Source organism: Nonomuraea sp. NPDC051298 (assembly GCF_055586305.1).
The window spans coordinates 484,795-500,038 of record NZ_JBVJIM010000005.1; the positions used below are offsets into that span (position 1 = coordinate 484,795).

At 72.5% G+C, this 15,244-nt stretch carries 15 protein-coding genes; 7 read left to right on the plus strand and 8 right to left on the minus strand.

Going from position 1 to position 15,244, the window contains the following annotated elements; translation table 11 throughout:
* The first annotated feature begins 1 nt into the window (after nucleotide 1).
* Entirely contained in the window at nucleotides 2-721 is a 720-nt protein-coding gene (locus ACZ6S0_RS19280; protein WP_465919139.1) for a hypothetical protein, read from the plus strand.
* Nucleotides 722-1,168: 447 nt separating this feature from the next.
* Here the strand turns inward: ACZ6S0_RS19280 and ACZ6S0_RS19285 are convergent, their stop codons facing one another.
* Entirely contained in the window at nucleotides 1,169-1,939 is a 771-nt protein-coding gene (locus ACZ6S0_RS19285) for a D-alanyl-D-alanine carboxypeptidase family protein (protein WP_465919143.1), read from the minus strand.
* A 176-nt stretch (nucleotides 1,940-2,115) separates the two neighbouring features.
* Between ACZ6S0_RS19285 and ACZ6S0_RS19290 the strand changes: the two genes are divergently transcribed.
* Nucleotides 2,116-2,307, plus strand: coding sequence for a YegP family protein (locus ACZ6S0_RS19290; RefSeq protein ID WP_465919147.1), 192 nt, complete (start codon nucleotides 2,116-2,118; stop codon nucleotides 2,305-2,307).
* On the opposite strand, the gene ACZ6S0_RS19295 is transcribed toward ACZ6S0_RS19290, so the two are convergent.
* The gene (locus ACZ6S0_RS19295; protein ID WP_465919148.1) at nucleotides 2,304-2,831 is read right to left on the minus strand and encodes a DedA family protein; all 528 of its coding nucleotides are present in this window, start codon (nucleotides 2,829-2,831) and stop codon (nucleotides 2,304-2,306) included. The genes ACZ6S0_RS19290 and ACZ6S0_RS19295 overlap by 4 nt on opposite strands.
* A 165-nt stretch (nucleotides 2,832-2,996) precedes the next feature.
* Here ACZ6S0_RS19295 and ACZ6S0_RS19300 point away from each other — a divergent pair, with 165 nt between their 5' ends.
* Nucleotides 2,997-3,500, plus strand: coding sequence for a hypothetical protein (locus ACZ6S0_RS19300; RefSeq protein WP_465919150.1), 504 nt, complete (start codon nucleotides 2,997-2,999; stop codon nucleotides 3,498-3,500).
* Here the strand turns inward: ACZ6S0_RS19300 and ACZ6S0_RS19305 are convergent.
* The 3 genes from ACZ6S0_RS19305 to ACZ6S0_RS19315 form a co-directional block, all read right to left on the minus strand.
* Nucleotides 3,469-6,867 carry a BTAD domain-containing putative transcriptional regulator gene (locus tag ACZ6S0_RS19305; RefSeq protein WP_465919152.1) on the minus strand — a complete coding sequence of 1,133 codons (3,399 nt, stop codon included), beginning with the start codon at nucleotides 6,865-6,867 and terminating at the stop codon, nucleotides 3,469-3,471. The genes ACZ6S0_RS19300 and ACZ6S0_RS19305 overlap by 32 nt on opposite strands.
* Nucleotides 6,868-6,930: 63 nt before the next feature.
* A complete protein-coding gene (locus tag ACZ6S0_RS19310) occupies nucleotides 6,931-7,989 on the minus strand; it encodes a lysylphosphatidylglycerol synthase transmembrane domain-containing protein (protein WP_465919153.1) in 1,059 nt (352 codons plus the stop codon).
* A 49-nt stretch (nucleotides 7,990-8,038) separates the two neighbouring features.
* Nucleotides 8,039-8,857, minus strand: coding sequence for a PIG-L deacetylase family protein (locus ACZ6S0_RS19315; RefSeq protein WP_465919156.1), 819 nt, complete (start codon nucleotides 8,855-8,857; stop codon nucleotides 8,039-8,041).
* A gap of 38 nt (nucleotides 8,858-8,895) precedes the next feature.
* Between ACZ6S0_RS19315 and ACZ6S0_RS19320 the strand changes: the two genes are divergently transcribed.
* Nucleotides 8,896-10,023, plus strand: coding sequence for a glycosyltransferase (locus ACZ6S0_RS19320; RefSeq protein WP_465919158.1), 1,128 nt, complete (start codon nucleotides 8,896-8,898; stop codon nucleotides 10,021-10,023).
* Nucleotides 10,024-10,236: 213 nt separating this feature from the next.
* Here ACZ6S0_RS19320 and ACZ6S0_RS19325 read toward each other — a convergent pair whose 3' ends face one another.
* Entirely contained in the window at nucleotides 10,237-10,599 is a 363-nt protein-coding gene (locus ACZ6S0_RS19325; protein ID WP_465919161.1) for a hypothetical protein, read from the minus strand.
* An 89-nt stretch (nucleotides 10,600-10,688) separates the two neighbouring features.
* On the minus strand, nucleotides 10,689-11,252 hold the full coding sequence (locus ACZ6S0_RS19330) for a TetR-like C-terminal domain-containing protein (protein ID WP_465919163.1): 564 nt from the start codon (nucleotides 11,250-11,252) through the stop codon (nucleotides 10,689-10,691).
* 50 nt (nucleotides 11,253-11,302) lie between these two features.
* On the opposite strand from ACZ6S0_RS19330, the gene ACZ6S0_RS19335 reads away from it, so the two are divergent.
* Together ACZ6S0_RS19335 and ACZ6S0_RS19340 are read left to right on the plus strand one after the other, a co-directional pair.
* Nucleotides 11,303-12,394 (plus strand): FAD-dependent oxidoreductase, encoded by a 1,092-nt coding sequence (locus ACZ6S0_RS19335; RefSeq protein WP_465919164.1) that lies wholly within the window; start codon nucleotides 11,303-11,305, stop codon nucleotides 12,392-12,394.
* 62 nt (nucleotides 12,395-12,456) lie between these two features.
* Entirely contained in the window at nucleotides 12,457-13,569 is a 1,113-nt protein-coding gene (locus tag ACZ6S0_RS19340) for an aromatic ring-hydroxylating oxygenase subunit alpha (protein ID WP_465919167.1), read from the plus strand.
* Here ACZ6S0_RS19340 and ACZ6S0_RS19345 read toward each other — a convergent pair.
* Complete coding sequence (locus ACZ6S0_RS19345; RefSeq protein WP_465919170.1) at nucleotides 13,539-14,093, minus strand: DUF1707 SHOCT-like domain-containing protein; 555 nt, start codon at nucleotides 14,091-14,093, stop codon at nucleotides 13,539-13,541. The genes ACZ6S0_RS19340 and ACZ6S0_RS19345 overlap by 31 nt on opposite strands.
* A gap of 181 nt (nucleotides 14,094-14,274) precedes the next feature.
* Here ACZ6S0_RS19345 and ACZ6S0_RS19350 point away from each other — a divergent pair, with 181 nt between their 5' ends.
* Complete coding sequence (locus ACZ6S0_RS19350; RefSeq protein WP_465919172.1) at nucleotides 14,275-15,243, plus strand: anti-sigma factor RsbA family regulatory protein; 969 nt, start codon at nucleotides 14,275-14,277, stop codon at nucleotides 15,241-15,243.
* Nucleotide 15,244: the final 1 nt, after the last annotated feature.

Here is a 15,244-nt window from a genome sequence, read left to right on the forward strand (position 1 = left end):
TGTGAGCGGCCGATCGCTGACCGTCAGTGTGTCGTGCGGCCGGGAGGTGCCTGTGGACGTGACCTGGATCATCGCACTCGCCGCCACGGTCTCCCTGAGCCCGGCCCTGGCGCTGACACCGTCACTGACGCCGGCCCCGGCACTGACGCCTGCGTCCCACGACGCGACGACTCCCGGCTCCACGCCGGGCTCGGCCAGGATGGCTTCCACCTTGACGCCTGGCCCGGCGTGGGCGGCTCCCGGCGCGTCGCGGGCCGAACCCGCCGCGCTGACCTGTGCCGTCTCCACGCCCGCCGGGCGGCCGATGACGTTCGCGCCGAAGGTGGGCCTGACCCCGCGGCGGGTCGCGGCGCGGGCCAACCTGGAGCTCACCGGGTGCACCTCGCCCGACGGCTCGGCCGCGTTCCTGCGGTCGGGGTGGGCGGGGGTGCGCGCCACCGCGCAGGCGTCCTGCGCGGGTGCCCGTCACGTGCGCGGGACTGCCGTGATCACCTGGTTCGACGCGACGGCCCGCCCGGTCGGCACCTCCAGGCTGCGGGTACGTGCCGACCGCCTCGTGGCCCAGCACCCGGCCGACACGCTGCTCACCGGCACCGTCAGCGCCGGATGGCTGGTGGGCGAGCGGGTACGGGGCGGCATCACGCCCGCCACGGCCATCCTCGGCTGCGCCACCCGAGGCATGGCCGCCCTACCCGGCACCGGCCGCATCACCTTCGGCTGACCCACCCTGCAGGCACGACCCACCCTGCAGGCACGACCCACCCTGCGGGAACGACCCACCCTGCGGGAACGACCCACCCTGCGGGAACGACCCACCCTGCGGGAACGACCCACCCTGCGGGCACGACCCGCTCTCCGGCCGATGAACGCGCTCACTCACGCCTGGCCACCAGGCACGGGCCAACCCGACCACCAGGCCCGCCTCACAACCAGGCCCGCCTCACAACCAGGCCCGCCTCACAACCAGGCCCGCCTCGCAACCAGGCCCGCCTCGCAACCAGGCCCGCCTCGCAACCAGGCTCGCCTCGCAACCAGGCCCGCCCGGCCACCGGGCAGGCCCGCCGCCGGGCCCGCTCGACCGCCGGGCCCGCTTGACCGCCGGGCTCGCGCGACCACCGGGCCTGTCTACCGCTGGGCCTGCCCGGTCGGTGGGTCCGGGTGGCTGCTGTCAGCCGAGGGAGATCTGGTCGCCCGCGTAGTTCAGCAGCCGTTCGGCCGTGGTGAAGCGCCGCTCGTTCTGGTCGTCCAGCAGCACCCCCACGATCTGCACGCCGTTGCGCTCGCCCGCGAACAACAGGCAGTAGCCCGCCGCGCTCGTGAAGCCGGTCTTGACGCCCAGCACGTCGTCCGCCGACGTGAGCAGTTTGTTGGTGTTGCGCCAGGTGTGCGCCCGGTGCACGGCGGTCTTGGACACCTTGTGCACCGTGCTCCCCACCACGTCGGTGAAGACGCTGCTCTTCAGCGCCTCCTGCGCCAGCTTGGCCTGGTCGAAGGCCGTGGAGTAGCCGCCGTTGGCGGGCGTGGGCATGCCGTCGGCGTTGGTGTAGCGGGTGTCGGCGAGGCCGAGTTCGCGGGCGGTGCGGTTCATCTTGGCCACGAAGGCCGTCTTGCCGGGCCCGTAGTGCCTGGCCAGGGCGTTGGCGGCGTCGGCCCCCGAGGGCAGCATGAGGGCGTACAGCAGGTCCTTGACCGTGAAGCGTTCGCCCTTGCGCAGCCCGGCCGTGGCGGCGCCGCCGCGTGCGGCGTACTTGACGTCGGCCGCGCTGATCGTGATCACGTCGCTGGGCCGGGCCTCGCCCAGCACCACGTACGCCGTCATGATCTTGACCAGGCTGGCCACCGGCACCCGCCGGGTTTCCCGTTTGCCGTAGTGGACCGTGCCGTTCGAGTCGACGACGTACGCCTCCTTGGCCCCGACGCTCGGAGCGTCGGCGGCCATCGCCGGGGACGAGAACCCCACAACCAGCGCGACAACGGCAGAGCTAATCAAACCCCCAATTCGCATGCCAAACATGTTGGCAGGAGATCAAGGGTTCGTTTGCCTAACTCGGCCATGCGTCACCATCAGATAGGGGTAAATCATTGATAGATCCGATATGGCGGGGGGTGATGGGCATGGCCGGACGGTTCATCATCAGCGAGGACGGTCAGGGCGGATACCGTTTCGCGCTGGTGGCGAACAACGGGCAGACGCTGGCGGTGGGGGAGGGGTTCCCGTCCAAGGTGGCCTGTGTGAACGGCATCGAGACCGTACGCAGGAACGCTCCAGAGGCCGCCATCGACGACCAGTGCGCGCGTGAGCCCTAGGAGACCAGGGCCTCGTCCTCGGCGGCCCGCCGCCGGCGCCTGCGCCTGACCACGAGCGCGGCCACGACCGCCACGGCGAGCACGGCCACGGCCCCCGCCGTGACGGGCGAACGCGCGGCCAGCTCCAGCCAGCCCCACACGAGCGCCGTGAGCCCGAACCACCACATCGGCGCCCAGGTCAGGCAGCCCAGCGCGCTGGCGACCACGTACCAGGGATAGGACACGCGCAGTGCTCCGGCCACCCAGGGCAGCGTGTGACGCAGCACGGGCACCCAGAAGCAGCCGTAGACCGCCAGCGCCCCCCATCGCTCGACGACCTGCTCGATCTTGGCGATGCGCGCGCGGCCGAGCTTGACGCCGACGCGCGACTCGTAGAGCCTCTCGCCCAGCCTGCGCCCGACCCAGTAGTAGACCTGGAACGCCCCGAACAGGGCCAGGATCAGCACGGCCCCGACCAGCCAGTACGGCAGCCCCAGCCAGGACGACGACGTCGGAGCGGGAACGGCGACCATCGCATGCCGCATTCCGGCCCACCCCTCCACGATCCTTAGGACAGCCTTACCTTAGGTCAAGTCGTGCCCCAGTGCCATACCCGATTGCAAGCGAAGCCACAAAAGGTGCAACCAGCCGACAACCAGGACTCAACCACCCGGTCTCACTCTATGGGGGAACCGAAAGAGGTGGTGAAGGTGCCGACCAGAAGCGCAGCCGTCCTGACCAGTGGAACCGCCAACGCCGCCAAGCTGCTGGTCGCCGCGCTGGCGTTCACCGGCGCGTACGCCGGCTTCACCGCCTACGGCAACGCCACCTCCACGGCCCACCCCGCGACGCCCATCACGCTGTCGGCCCAGAAACTGCCCGTGACCGCCCCCGCCGAGCAGCGCGTCGCCCCGGCCACGGCCGGCCGGCTCACCCTGAGCGCCATGACCGGCGGCGGCCCCGGCTGCGCCAAGACCTACGCCGCCCGCACCCTGATCACCGACCCGGGCTTCTACCGCTGGCGGCTCGTCCGCTGGAGCCCCGCGGACAAGACCTGGCGCACGTACCTGTCCGTCCACGACGGTTTCGCCACCGGAGGGCGGACCGCCGAGTGGCGCCCCCGCGTCTCGGGCAACCCCGGGTGGTACCGCGTCGAGCTGACGGCCGACGGCGGCAGGACGGTCAGGAGCGACCGTTTCCAGGTGAGCTGCTGACCGACTGCCGGGCCGCCTCCACCCAGCGCGGCACGCCCACCCGTTCGGCCACCTCCAGGGCCTTCTCGTAGTGGGCGCGCGCGGCCTCGGGCTGCCCCAGCCGGACGGCCAGGTCGCCGAGCGTCAGCGCCACCGGCCACAGCGCGACCACGCCGGTGCCCGCCCCTGCCACCCGGTCGGCGAACGGCTTGAGCTTGTCGTAGCAGTCGACCATGCGCTCGCGGTCGTCGAGCAGCATCCCGGCCAGCGCCCGCCAGGTCATCGCCAGCTCGTACAGGAAGTCGGGGCGCACCGGCGGCCGGGCGGCGGCCACGGCCTTGGCGTCGTTGAGGTGCCCGGCCGAGGCCAGGGCCAGCGCGTAGGCGTCGAGGGTCCACTTGGCGCCGCGCAGGTGCTTCTCGGCGAGCAGGTCGACCATCTCGGACGCCCGGCCCGCCACCAGGTGCAGGCAGAACGTGGTGATCAACGGCAGGTCCTGGCGGCCCTCCAGCATGCCCGCCCGCGCGGTCATCCTGGCCGCCTCGCGGTAGGCCCGCTCGGCGCCCTCGTAGTCACCGGCGATCATCAGCCGCTGCCCGGAATACCAGACGACGACCGCGGCGGGCGCCGACAGGTCGTACTGCCTGGCCAGGAGGTCGGCCGCGGCCGCGTGCTCGTCGGCCGCGGTGAACTCGCCCCTCGCCGCCGCGCACTCCAGCAGCACCAGGTGGGCCAGCGCCTGCGTGGCCATCTGCCCGGAGCGCTGGGCCACCTCCAGCAGCTCTCTGCCGATGCTCTCGCGCGTGTCGACCGCCGGGATGTCGTACGACTGCCGCAGCCGCCCGCTCAGCGCCGCCGCGATCAGCGCCGGGTCGCCGCTCTCCCTGGCCAGCTCCAGCGCCTCCAGCGACGCCTGGCGACCGCGTTCGGGGGAGGAGGAGCCCTCCAGCTCCAGCGCCAGCGTGGTCAGCAGGCTCGCCCGCAGCCGCTGCTCACCCGCGGGCAGCTCAATGAGCGCCTTCTCGGTGACGTCGACGATCTCCCAGGCGGTGCGGGTGAAGTCGCGGGCCATGCCCTTGTGCGGGACGGCCAGCGACGCCGCCACCTTCGCGGTCAGCTCCAGGTCGCCCAGCGGCAGCGCGGCGTCCATGGCCTGGCGGCGCAGCACCCGGGCGGCCGACATGTCGCCGCACAGCGCCAGCGCCCTGATCAGGCGCAGCGTCAGCCGCAGCCGCTCCTTGGCCCGCTCGGGACGCTGCTCGCCGCTCTGCTCGTCGCCCCGCGAGCGGTCGAACGCGGCGATGGCCTGCTCCCACAGCGTGGCCGCCTCGCGGTGGGCGAAGCGCCGCTCGGCCTGCTCGGCCGCCAGCCCCGCGTAGTGGACCGCCTTGCCGGCGGCGTCGGCGAGGTAGTAGTGGTGGGCCAGCGCCGCCACGTCGGACGGCGTGCGCTGCTCGATGACCGCCGCCACGGCCGCGTGCAGCCGGGTGCGGCGCAGCCGGGAGGCGTCGGAGTAGATCGTGTCGCGCACCAGGTCGTGGTCGAACCTGAGCAGCCCGGGGCCCGGCTCGGTCACCAGCCCGGCCAGCAGCGCCGCCTCGACGGCCTCGATCACCGACTCCTCGTCGACCGCCACCGCGACCAGTACGTCGAGGTCGACGTCGCGGCCGATCACGGCGGCCTGCAGGAGGATCTGCTGCGCGCCCGCGGGCAGCCGCGAGATGCGCCGCCGCAGCACGTCGCGTACGCCGGAGGGCACCTGCGAGAGCACCTCGGTGGCGCTGGCGCGGTCGGCCGCGCCCTCGGAGTCGAGCAGGCGCACGGTCTCGCGGACGAAGAACGGGTTGCCCCCGGTGCGTTCGACGATCGACTCGACCGCGTCGTCGTCGATCTCGCGTACGCAGGTGGCCTTGACCAGCTCGGCCACGGCCTTCGGGTCGAGCCCCGACAGGCCCACGCGCACCGGGCCGAGCCGGGCCAGCGCGGCCAGCACGTCGGACTGGCGGTCGTCCAGCTCGCTCTCCCTGCAGGTCACCACGAGCAGCACCCGGCTGGTGGCCAGCAGGCTGGGCAGTGCGCGCAGCAGAGCCAGCGTCTGGTCGTCGGCCCAGTGCAGGTCTTCCAGCGTCAGCAGCACGGGGCCGCGCCGCGCCACCCCGGCCAGGTAGCCGCCGACCGCCCGGTGCAGCCGGAACCCGCCCGACACCTCGTCCTCTTCCGGGTCGGGGGCCGCGTCGTCGATCAGCGGCGCGAGGAGCTGCCCGTATTCGCCCGCGCCGGTCACGCCGATGAGCGTGCGCAGGATCTCCACCCAGGCCCAGCCGGGCGGGGTGGCGCTGGAGTCGGGGCAGGCTCCCGAGGCGGTGGTCCAGCCGTCGGCGCCGAGCCTGCCTTCGAGCTGGCGCAGCAGGGTGGTCTTGCCCGCGCCGGCCACCCCGGTCACGATCGCGACCTGGAACCGGCCCGTGCGCGAGGCGGCCGTGGTGAGCCTGGCCAGCTCGGCGTCGCGGCCCACGAACGGCTCTGGTTCGAGCGGGGGCGGCTCGACCGGGGTGGCCGGGCGCGGCGGCCAGGTGTCGGTGACCGGCGGGGCGGGTCTGGACGCGCGGGCGGGCGGCTCCAGCTCCAGCCCGGGCGCCTGGGCCAGGATGTCGGACTCCAGCTTGCGCAGCGCGGGCCCGGGGTCGATGCCCAGCTCGTCGGCGAGGATGTTGCGGGCCCGGCGCAGCGCGGCCAGCGCGTCGCCCTGCCGGCCGCAGCGGTAGAGGCCGAGCGCCAGCAGCCGCCAGCCTTCCTCGCGCAGCGGGTGCTCGGTGGTGAGCGCCTCGAGGTCGGGCACGGTCTCGGCGTGCAGGCCCAGTCGCAGCCCGGTGTCGGAGTGCCGCTCGCGCGAGACCAGGCGCAGCTCGGTCAGCCGGTTGACCTCGGCCTCGGCCCACGACTGGTCGGCGAAGTCGGAGTAGGGGGTGCCGCGCCACAGCCCGAGCGCCTTCTCCAGGCGGCCGCGGGCGGACTGCGGGTCGCCCTCCTCCAGGTGCTCCCCCGCGGCGCGGACGAGTTGCTCGAACCTGAGCGCGTCGACCTGCTCGGAGGCCACCCGCAGGGCGTAGCCGGAGGCGACCGTCACCAGCAGCCGGTTGGGGCCGCCGCGCGGGCGGCCGGGCTCCAGCACCCTGCGCAGGCGCGAGATGTAGACCTGGAGACCCGACTGGGCGCCCTTGGCCGCGTCGTCGTCCCACAGATCGTAAAGAAGCGTGTCAACAGGCACGACCTGGCCTCTGGCCACGAGAAGCCGGGCGAGGACGGCCCGCTGACGCAAGCCGCCGAGGTCGAGTTCGTCGTCGTGTTCGTACGCCTCGACTGGCCCCAGAACTCGGAAAGCCACCATGTCAGCCGCCACGCTATGCGGGCCTGGGAATCACGCACAAGGTCTTTGATGGGTTTGGGATTGTCACTGGGCGGCCTTCGAGATCGCGGACGGGGGCTCCGCGCCGGCGTTCCGGCCGTTGCGCCTGCGCAGCAGTGCCCACGCGCCCAGTGCCAGGCCGCCGAACGGGATCTCGATAGTGTAAGTCCAGAAGCCGAAGAGCAGTGCGGTGGCTATGGCCGGAGTGGCCGGCACACCGAACGCGATGAGCAGCGCGGCCACGCCGCTCTCCATGATGCCGGCGCCGCTGGGCGTGATCACGGCGCTGGTCAGCACCCGCGACAGGGCGAAGACGGCGATCGACTCGGCCAGGCCGGGCCAGGCGCCGGTGGCCCGCATGCAGACCGCCATGATCGCCCACTGGAGACCGAGGAAGAACAGCATGCCGAGCGACAACCCCGGCCACCGGCGGCGGACGACCCCCGCGGTGTCGGCGCGCAGCCGGTGGAAGGCGTCGGAGGCGTGGAAGCGCAGCCGCAGCAGCCGGGTGACCGCGTCGATCGCCCGGCCCAGCCAGCCGGCGGCCCGCTCCCAGTAGAGGGCAGCGGCCACGACCAGGCACAGCAGGAGGATGGAGACCGCGCCCGTCCAGCCCGCGTTGGCCACGGTCGCGTTGGGCGCCTTGCCCGCGATGAGCAGGGCGATGATGCCGACGGCCGGCAGGATGAACCTGAACAACGTGTTCCAGATGCCGCTGACCAGCGTCATGACCACGAACGCCCGGCTGCCGAACCCCCAGCCCCTGGTCATCGCGAACGACAGCGCCACCCCCACGGCCCCGCCGAACGGCAGCAGGTTGCTGACCGCGCTGCCCGCCGCGTTGAGCGTCAGGCCCTGCAGGTTGTTGAGCCCGGGCAGGGAGTTGGTCAGCACGAACGTGTACGCCAGCAGGCTGAGCAGCCACAGCCCGGTCATCAGCGCGATCTCGCCCCCGCCGAGCGTGCCGAACACCGCGCCGATCTCGCTCCAGGACACCGGCTTGCCGGTGAGCGCCCGCACGACCTGCGGCAGGTAGACCACGAGCAGCACGGCCAGCCCGAGCGACACCACCGAGAGGGAGATCTGCAGCCACTTGTTCTTCATCGCGTCCAGTCTGCCGGGTGGCGGTGGGCGGCGGCGTCAGACCTGAGTACTACTTGGGCCACCGCTCGAAGGGATGAGTGAGCCGGGTGCCGGGGGGCACGTCGCGGCGGACGTACCACTCGGTGCCGAAGACGAAGCGGTAGATCGGGCGGGGGACCTTGAGCATGACGGCGAGCGTGCGGTCGCTGTCGCCGCCGCTGGCCTGGGAGGCGTGCGCGGCCATGGAGGCCCGCTTCTGCCTGGTGAACCTCCGTACGTTGACCCGGTGGGTGATCGCCTCACCCGGCGAGTACGCGCTCTCGAACGTCCGCACGTCGAACTCCGGCGGGAACTTGTAGAACCTGCCCGCCACCCGCAGCAGCCGGAGCAGCGGGTCGCGGTTGACCGTCGCCTCCAGGACGATCTCCGTGCCCGCGATCTTGGCCGCCCGCTTGCCCACCCGGTGTACCTGCACGTGGTCGGGATGCCCGTAGCCGCCCGCCGGGTCGTAGATCGCCAGCAGGTCGGCCTGCTCCTCCTGCAGGATCGCGGCCAGCGCCTTGGCCGCCGCTTCCGTGTCGGCGTCGATGAAGGCGTTGTCGGGACGCTCTTCCGCGATGCCGCCCTTGGGGCTCAGCCCCGAGTCGCCGTAGCCGAGGCACTCGACGCGGGCGCAGCCCAGCAGCGCGGCCGAGGCGTACAGCTCTTCGAGCCGCGCCTGGCCCAGCTCCTCGCCGGGGGCCATCTCGGCCAGGCCGCGCTCGCCCGCGGTGGCGACCACGAGCACGACGCGGTGTCCCTCGGCCGCGAGCATCGCCATGGTGCCCGCCGTCAGCAGGGCCTCGTCGTCGGGGTGGGCATGGAAGAACACAGCGGTACGTGGAGGCACAGGCCCAGATTAGTCTGGGAGGGGTGCGGATCTTTCACGTGAGTGACTGTTACCTGCCGCGACTCGGGGGGATCGAGGTCCAGGTCGCCGATCTCGTACGCATGCAGCGGGCGGCCGGGCACGAGGTGTCCGTGGGCACGGCGACCAAGGGGGAGCCGCTGCCCGGCGTGCACCGGATCGTCGCCAGGATGCCGTTCGACCTGCCCGTGCACCCGTTCGGGGTGGGGCATCTCACGCGGCGCATCACCGCGGCGCGTCCCGACGTCGTGCACGTGCACGCGGGGGCGGTCTCGCCGTTCGCCTGGATGGGGGTGCGCGCCGCCTTCCGCGCGGGGGTGCCGTGCGTGGTGACTGTCCACAGCATGTGGGATCCGGTCACGCGGTGGGTCTACCGGCTGCTGCGGCTGGCGTACGGGTGGCAGCGCTGGCGGCTGGTGGCCACCACGGTCAGCAATGCCGCCGCGGTGCCTATCCGTGCCGTGGCCGGGCCGCTGGTGCCGGTGCGCGTGGTGTCCAACGGCCTCGACCTGTCGGGCTGGGCGCCGCCTCCCGGCACGCCGGAGCGCCGCCTCGACGGGCGGGCCGAGGTGCACATCGTGGCCGTGGGCCGGTTGGCCCCGCGCAAGCAGCCCGTACGCCTGCTGAGGCTGCTCCAGGCCGCCCGTGCCCGGGTGCCCGCGCGGATCCCCATGCGGGCCACGATCGTCGGCGACGGGCCGGCCAGGGGCCAGATGGAGCGGTTCCTGGCCAGGCACGGCATGAGCGAGTGGGTCTCCCTGCCGGGCCGCCACACCCGCGAGCAGATCGCCAAGGTGCTGGAGTCGGCCGACGTGTTCGTGGCGCCCGCGCCGCGCGAGTCGTTCGGCATCGCGGCGCTGGAGGCGCGGGCGGCGGGGGTGCCGGTGGTGGCCAGGGCGCAGAGCGGCGTGGCCGACTTCGTCGCGGACGGCACCGAGGGGCTGCTCGGTCGTACGCTGGGCGATCTGGCCAGGGCGGTGGCGCGCCTGTGCACCGACGCGGCGCTGCGCGGGTCGATCGCCGCCCACAACCGGGCCACGCCGCCCGCGGCGGGCTCGTGGGACACGGTGCTCGCGGGGTTCGACCGGGCCTACGAACAGGCCGGTGAACAGCGGCGGGCCGCCCGTCCCAGGCGCGGCACCGCGTAGTTCGGTACGGACGCGTAGTTCGGGACGGAGCGGCTGTGGCGCTCACCCCCTGTTCGCGCCACAGCCGTCTCTACTTGTCACGATCGGCAGACCCCGGAAACGGCCTGGTCAGTGTGCGACCGCCGATCCGCCCGCCGTCGGTCCGCCATCATTCGACGCGGTCGCCGCCGCCGGCCTGCCCCCCACAGGTGGCGGCGGCGACCGCGGGCCCGGTCAGGCGCAGGCGGCCGTGATCTTGGTGGTGAAGCCGTTGACCTTGGTGCCGAACTCGGTCGCGGCGGTCAGGTCGCCGCCCTTCATGGTGTCGAAGCCGTCGGCGAGGTCGTTCAGCGCGGCGGCGACGTCGCCGTCGTACTTGCCGGCCAGTTCCTTCGTCTTGGTGGCCGCGGTCTCCGAGGCCGTGCCGATGGCATCCGGGTTACTGATCGCTGAGCTCCACTCGGTGACGATCTTGGTGGCCTCGCCGGCCGCGGTGTTGCAGTCAACGGCCTGCCCGATCGCACCACAGGCGGTGGTGAGGCCGGCAAGAGTCAGCGTCGCGGCCACGACGGCCAGACGACGACGAGGGGGTTTCATGTTCCGTGCCCTTCGTAGGTTTAGCGAACGAAGGGAACATTATGGGCCCAAACTTGACTGTCACTTGCACCCCACTAGCACCAGAGGCATCAAGTGGGCGTAAAGCCGTGCAGCAGGACCTGCACGATCTCCGCCGGTTCCGGCAGCGGAAGATCCAGGAGCCCCCGGTAGGACACGAGTCCGGTGAACAGGTCCGTGAGCATCCACAGGTCGGCGTTCGGCGGCAGTTCGCCGCGCTCGATCGCGCGCTCGTACACGACCCATGAGCGCTCCATGCGGGTGCGCATCCCCGTACGGATGATCTCGGCCACCGCGGGGTCGCGGCCGGCCTCGCCGTAGATCTGCTTGGCCATGCGGGCGACGCCGGGTTGGTGCCAGAAGGTGAGCGTGTCGGAGACCACCACGCCCAGGTCGCCGGCGAGCGAGCCGGTGTCGGGGATGGCGACGTGCGTGTTCATCAGGCCGGTGATGGTTTCGAGCAGCATGTCGCGCTTGGTGGCGTAGCGCCGGAACACGCTCGCCCGGCCCACGCCCGCCGCCGCGGCGACGTCGTCCATGGTGAAGTCGAACCCCCGGGAGAGCACCAGCTCGGTCGCGGCCTGCCGGATGCGGTGGTCCACGGTCGGGTCGGGCTTGCGGCCGCGCGCAGACATTGTGATACTCCTAGTATCCGATATCGAGAGTCTCAGTCTCAGGGAACGTTATGAGAGTAATCATCGTCGGTGCGGGCGTCGCGGGGCTCGCCCTGGCCCGTGCCGTGCTCGCCGCGGGCCACGACGCCGAGGTGTACGAGGAGTCCCCCGAGCTGCGTACGGCCGGCGGCTCCGTCACGCTCTGGCCCGGCAGCACGGCGATCCTCCAGGAGCTCAGGGTCGACTACACCGGCATCGGGCGGCGGCTGGAGACCATGGAGTCGTGGGCCACGGACGGGCGGCGCCTGCTGACCGTGGACCTGACGGTGGCCGAGCGCCGCTTCGGCCATCCGGTCGTGCACGTGGCCCGCAGCGAGCTGGTCGGGCTGCTCGCCGAGGGCGTGCCGGTGACGTACGGCGCGCGGGCCGAGCGGGTGGTGCCGGAGCGGGCCGAGGTGCACCTGGCCGACGGCCGTACGGTGCGCGGCGACGTGCTGGTGGGCGCCGACGGCCGCCGTTCCGTGGTGCGCGCGGCGCTGTGGGGCGACGACCGGGCGCGGTTGAGGCCCTGGGTCACCTGGCAGGGGTTCACCACCGAGCCCACCGCGCTGACCGAGGCGCGCAGGGCGGTGATGATCGCCGGTGGGCGGGGCCTGTGCGGGCTGATGCCGGCGGGCGAGGGGCGGCTGCTCTGGTGGTTCGACGTCAAGGCGGCCCCTGGCGGGCCGTTCTGGGCCGACGACCCGCGGGTGGCCGAGCGGCTGCGCGAGCGGTTCGGCGGCTGGGCGGACCCGGTGCCCGCCGTCCTCGGCTCGCTCTCCGACCTCGACTTCTTCCCCCACCATCGCCAGCCCATCCCCGGCGTCTGGGGCAAGGGGCCGACCACGCTGGCCGGCGACGCCGCGCACACCATGCCGCCCACCATGGCCCAGGGCGCCAACCAAGCCTTGGAGGACGCCTGGCTGCTCGGCCGCTCGCTCGGCGACCTGCGCGCGTACGAGCGGGCCAGGTCGAAGGTGGTGCGCAGGCCCGCCAGGCTGGCCGGCACGGCGCTCACCGACATGCAGCGGTCATTCGTCGGGCTGCTGCCCGACGGGCCGGTGACCAGGATGTACACGTCCATGCTGCGCAGGTACAGCAGCTACCTCTTGACAGCCCACTGAGCCCGCCCGACGATGTCGCATATAGAGCAACTCGCTGCGTAATACGCAACAAGGGGTGTCGGTTGACCACCACGTCGAGCCTGATCTCCACGCTTCCCGGCCGCGCCTACACCGACCCCGAGATCTTCGCCGAGGAGCAGGCCAAGATCTTCGAGAACCTCTGGTTCTGCGCCGTCAGGGCCGGGGACCTGCCGAAGCCGGGCGCGTTCAGGACCGTGCAGGTGGGCAGGGAGAACGTGATCGTGGTGCGCGGGCGCGACGACCGGCTGCGGGCCTTCCTCAACGTCTGCCGGCACCGCGGCGCCCGCCTGTGCGCCGAGGAGTCGGGCGAGGTCAGGCGGACGATCAGGTGCGCCTACCACGCCTGGTCGTACGATCTCGACGGCCGCCTGGCCGCCGCCCCCAACCTGGCCAGGATGCCCGACGTCGACCGCGTCGAGTACGGGCTGGTGCCCGTGCACCTGCGCGAATGGCTCGGGTACGCCTGGGTGTGCCTGGCCGCCGAGCCGCCCTCGTTCGAGGAGCACGTCACGTACGCGGCCACCGAGCGGCTCGGCGACCCCGCCGCCATCGAGCGCTACCACGTCGAGGACCTGGCACTCGGCCGCCGCGTCGTCTACGACGTCAAGGCCAACTGGAAGCTCCTGGTCGAGAACTTCATGGAGTGCTACCACTGCGCCACCATCCACCCGGAGCTGACGGCGGTGCTGCCGGAGTTCGCCGGGGGTTACGCGGCGCAGTACTACGTCGGCCACGGCGCGGAGTTCGCCGAGCGGGCCGAGGGGTTCACGGTGGACGGCAGTCCCGGCTTCGGCAGGCTGCCCGACGTGTCACAGGACCAGGACCGCCGCTACTACGCGATCACGGTCAAGCCCCAGGTGTTCGTCAACCTGGTGCCCGACCACGTGATCCTGCACCGGATGTTCCCGATGGCCGCGGACCGGACCGTGGTGGAGTGCGACTGGCTCTACCACCCCGGCGTGGTGGAGTCGGGGGCCGACCTGTCGCTGTCGGTCGAGTTGTTCCACCGGGTCAACGAGCAGGACTTCGACGCCTGTGAGCGCGCCCAGCCCGGAATGTCGTCACGGGCGTACCGGGAGGGCGGCGTGCTGGTGCCCAGCGAGCACCACATCGCGCTCTTCCATCAGTGGGTGAACCAGCGCTTGCGCGGGTAGCGCACGGTGAGCCCGCCGTACTTCGCCCGGCCGCTGATCACCAGGTGGAGGGCGCCCGGCCGGGGTCTGCTCGGCACGTCCGAGGTCTTCGTGGCGCCCCAGTCGCTGTGGAAGCCGTCCACGTTCGCCACCGCGCCCTCGGGCAGGATGATCTTGGCGGAGCCGTAGGCGAGGTCCAGCTCGACGTCGACGACCGGGTGGGTGACGACGGCCTCGGAGAAGTCGAGCTCGACGCTGCCGTACTTGGAGGACACCCGCAGGCGGCGGGGGACCGCCCAGTCGCCTGAGCGCTTGAGGTTGCCGTTCTTCGGCTCCAGCTCGACCAGCTCGCCCACCCGTGGCTCGTCCGCGGGCAGGTCGCTGATCAGCTCCAGCAGGTCGCCGTACGTCTTCGCGGTGAAGGCCAGCTCGAGCCGGTCCTCGAGTTCCGGCTGCGTGAGGCGGCCCTCGGCGAAGGCGCGCTGCAACTGCTGCGCGGTGCGCTCCCGGTCCTCGTCGGAGACCCGCATCTGCAATTCCGACATGTCATGAGCATAGGTTCACGGCGCTCAGAACGGGAGCCGTCGGCCGGAAGGGGTGCGCAGATCGAGGGGGAGCTGCCGGGGGCCCGGCAAGGGACGGCGGATGACCTGGACTCTTTTCACAATCCTTTACATACCCAGAAGATTGCCCGTGAATTCATCGGCCTTGGGTACCGTGAGTGCTGTGTCGGCGGACCCGTTCGCGCATCCGGCGCTCTTCTACCGGGGTGACCGGGAATACACGGCTGCCACCACGGCCTTCGTCCGCGACGGGCTGGCCGCCGGCGACCCGGTCGCGGTCGCCGTCCCCGGCCCGCGTCTCGCGCTGATCGCCGCCGCGCTCGGCGCCGACGCCGGCGACGTGCTCATGCTCGACATGATCGAGGCCGGGCGCAATCCCGGGCGTCTCATCCCCGCCGTGCTGCGGGCCTTCGCCGACCGGCATCCCGACCGCCACGTGCGCATCGTGGGCGAGCCGGTCTGGCCGGGGCGCACGGCCGCGGAACACGCGGCGTGCGCCCAGCACGAGGCGCTGATCAACCTGGCGTTCACGGGGCGGCGGGCCACGATCCTGTGCCCGTACGACGTGGCCGGGCTGGACGCCGGCGTCATCGCCGACGCGGTGCGCACCCACCCCGTGCTGCGCGACGCCTCGGGGGAGTGGCGAAGCGCCGACTATGCGCCTGGGCAGGTGGTCGACGGGCACAACCGGCCGTTCTGCGAGCCGTGGAAGTACGTGTCCCTGTCCTTCGACCACACCAACCTGCCCGCGGCGCGGGAGCTGGCCGCCCAGGAGGCCGCCGCGGTGGGGGTCGCGAGCGACCGGCTCGACGACATCCGGCTGGTGGTGGCCGAGCTGGGCGCCAACAGCCTCGACCACGGCGGCGGCGGGGGCAGGCTCAGGGTGTGGACCGAGGACGGCCGGTTGGTGTGCGAGGTCAGCGACGCGGGCCACATCACCGATCCGCTGGCGGGCCGCAGGCCGGCCGACCCGCGCCACCCGGGCTCGCGCGGCCTGCTGATCGTCAACCTGCTGAGCGACCTCGTACGCGTGCACACCCGGGCCGGCGCGACCTCGACCCGCGTCTACTTCGACCCCGCCGTCGGCCCTGCCGCCGATCCCGCAGGCCCCGCTTCCTGGCCCGCCGTCTGAG

Coding starts and splice junctions, on each gene's coding strand:
- ACZ6S0_RS19295 (WP_465919148.1), bottom strand. CDS start 2,831: ATGCGGCATGCGATGGTCGCCGTTCCCGCTCCGACGTCGTCGTCCTGG.
- ACZ6S0_RS19330 (WP_465919163.1), bottom strand. CDS start 11,252: ATGTCTGCGCGCGGCCGCAAGCCCGACCCGACCGTGGACCACCGCATC.
- ACZ6S0_RS19345 (WP_465919170.1), bottom strand. CDS start 14,093: ATGTCGGAATTGCAGATGCGGGTCTCCGACGAGGACCGGGAGCGCACC.
- ACZ6S0_RS19325 (WP_465919161.1), bottom strand. CDS start 10,599: ATGAAACCCCCTCGTCGTCGTCTGGCCGTCGTGGCCGCGACGCTGACT.
- ACZ6S0_RS19305 (WP_465919152.1), bottom strand. CDS start 6,867: ATGGTGGCTTTCCGAGTTCTGGGGCCAGTCGAGGCGTACGAACACGAC.
- ACZ6S0_RS19335 (WP_465919164.1), top strand. CDS start 11,303: ATGAGAGTAATCATCGTCGGTGCGGGCGTCGCGGGGCTCGCCCTGGCC.
- ACZ6S0_RS19290 (WP_465919147.1), top strand. CDS start 2,116: ATGGCCGGACGGTTCATCATCAGCGAGGACGGTCAGGGCGGATACCGT.
- ACZ6S0_RS19310 (WP_465919153.1), bottom strand. CDS start 7,989: ATGAAGAACAAGTGGCTGCAGATCTCCCTCTCGGTGGTGTCGCTCGGG.
- ACZ6S0_RS19285 (WP_465919143.1), bottom strand. CDS start 1,939: ATGGCCGCCGACGCTCCGAGCGTCGGGGCCAAGGAGGCGTACGTCGTC.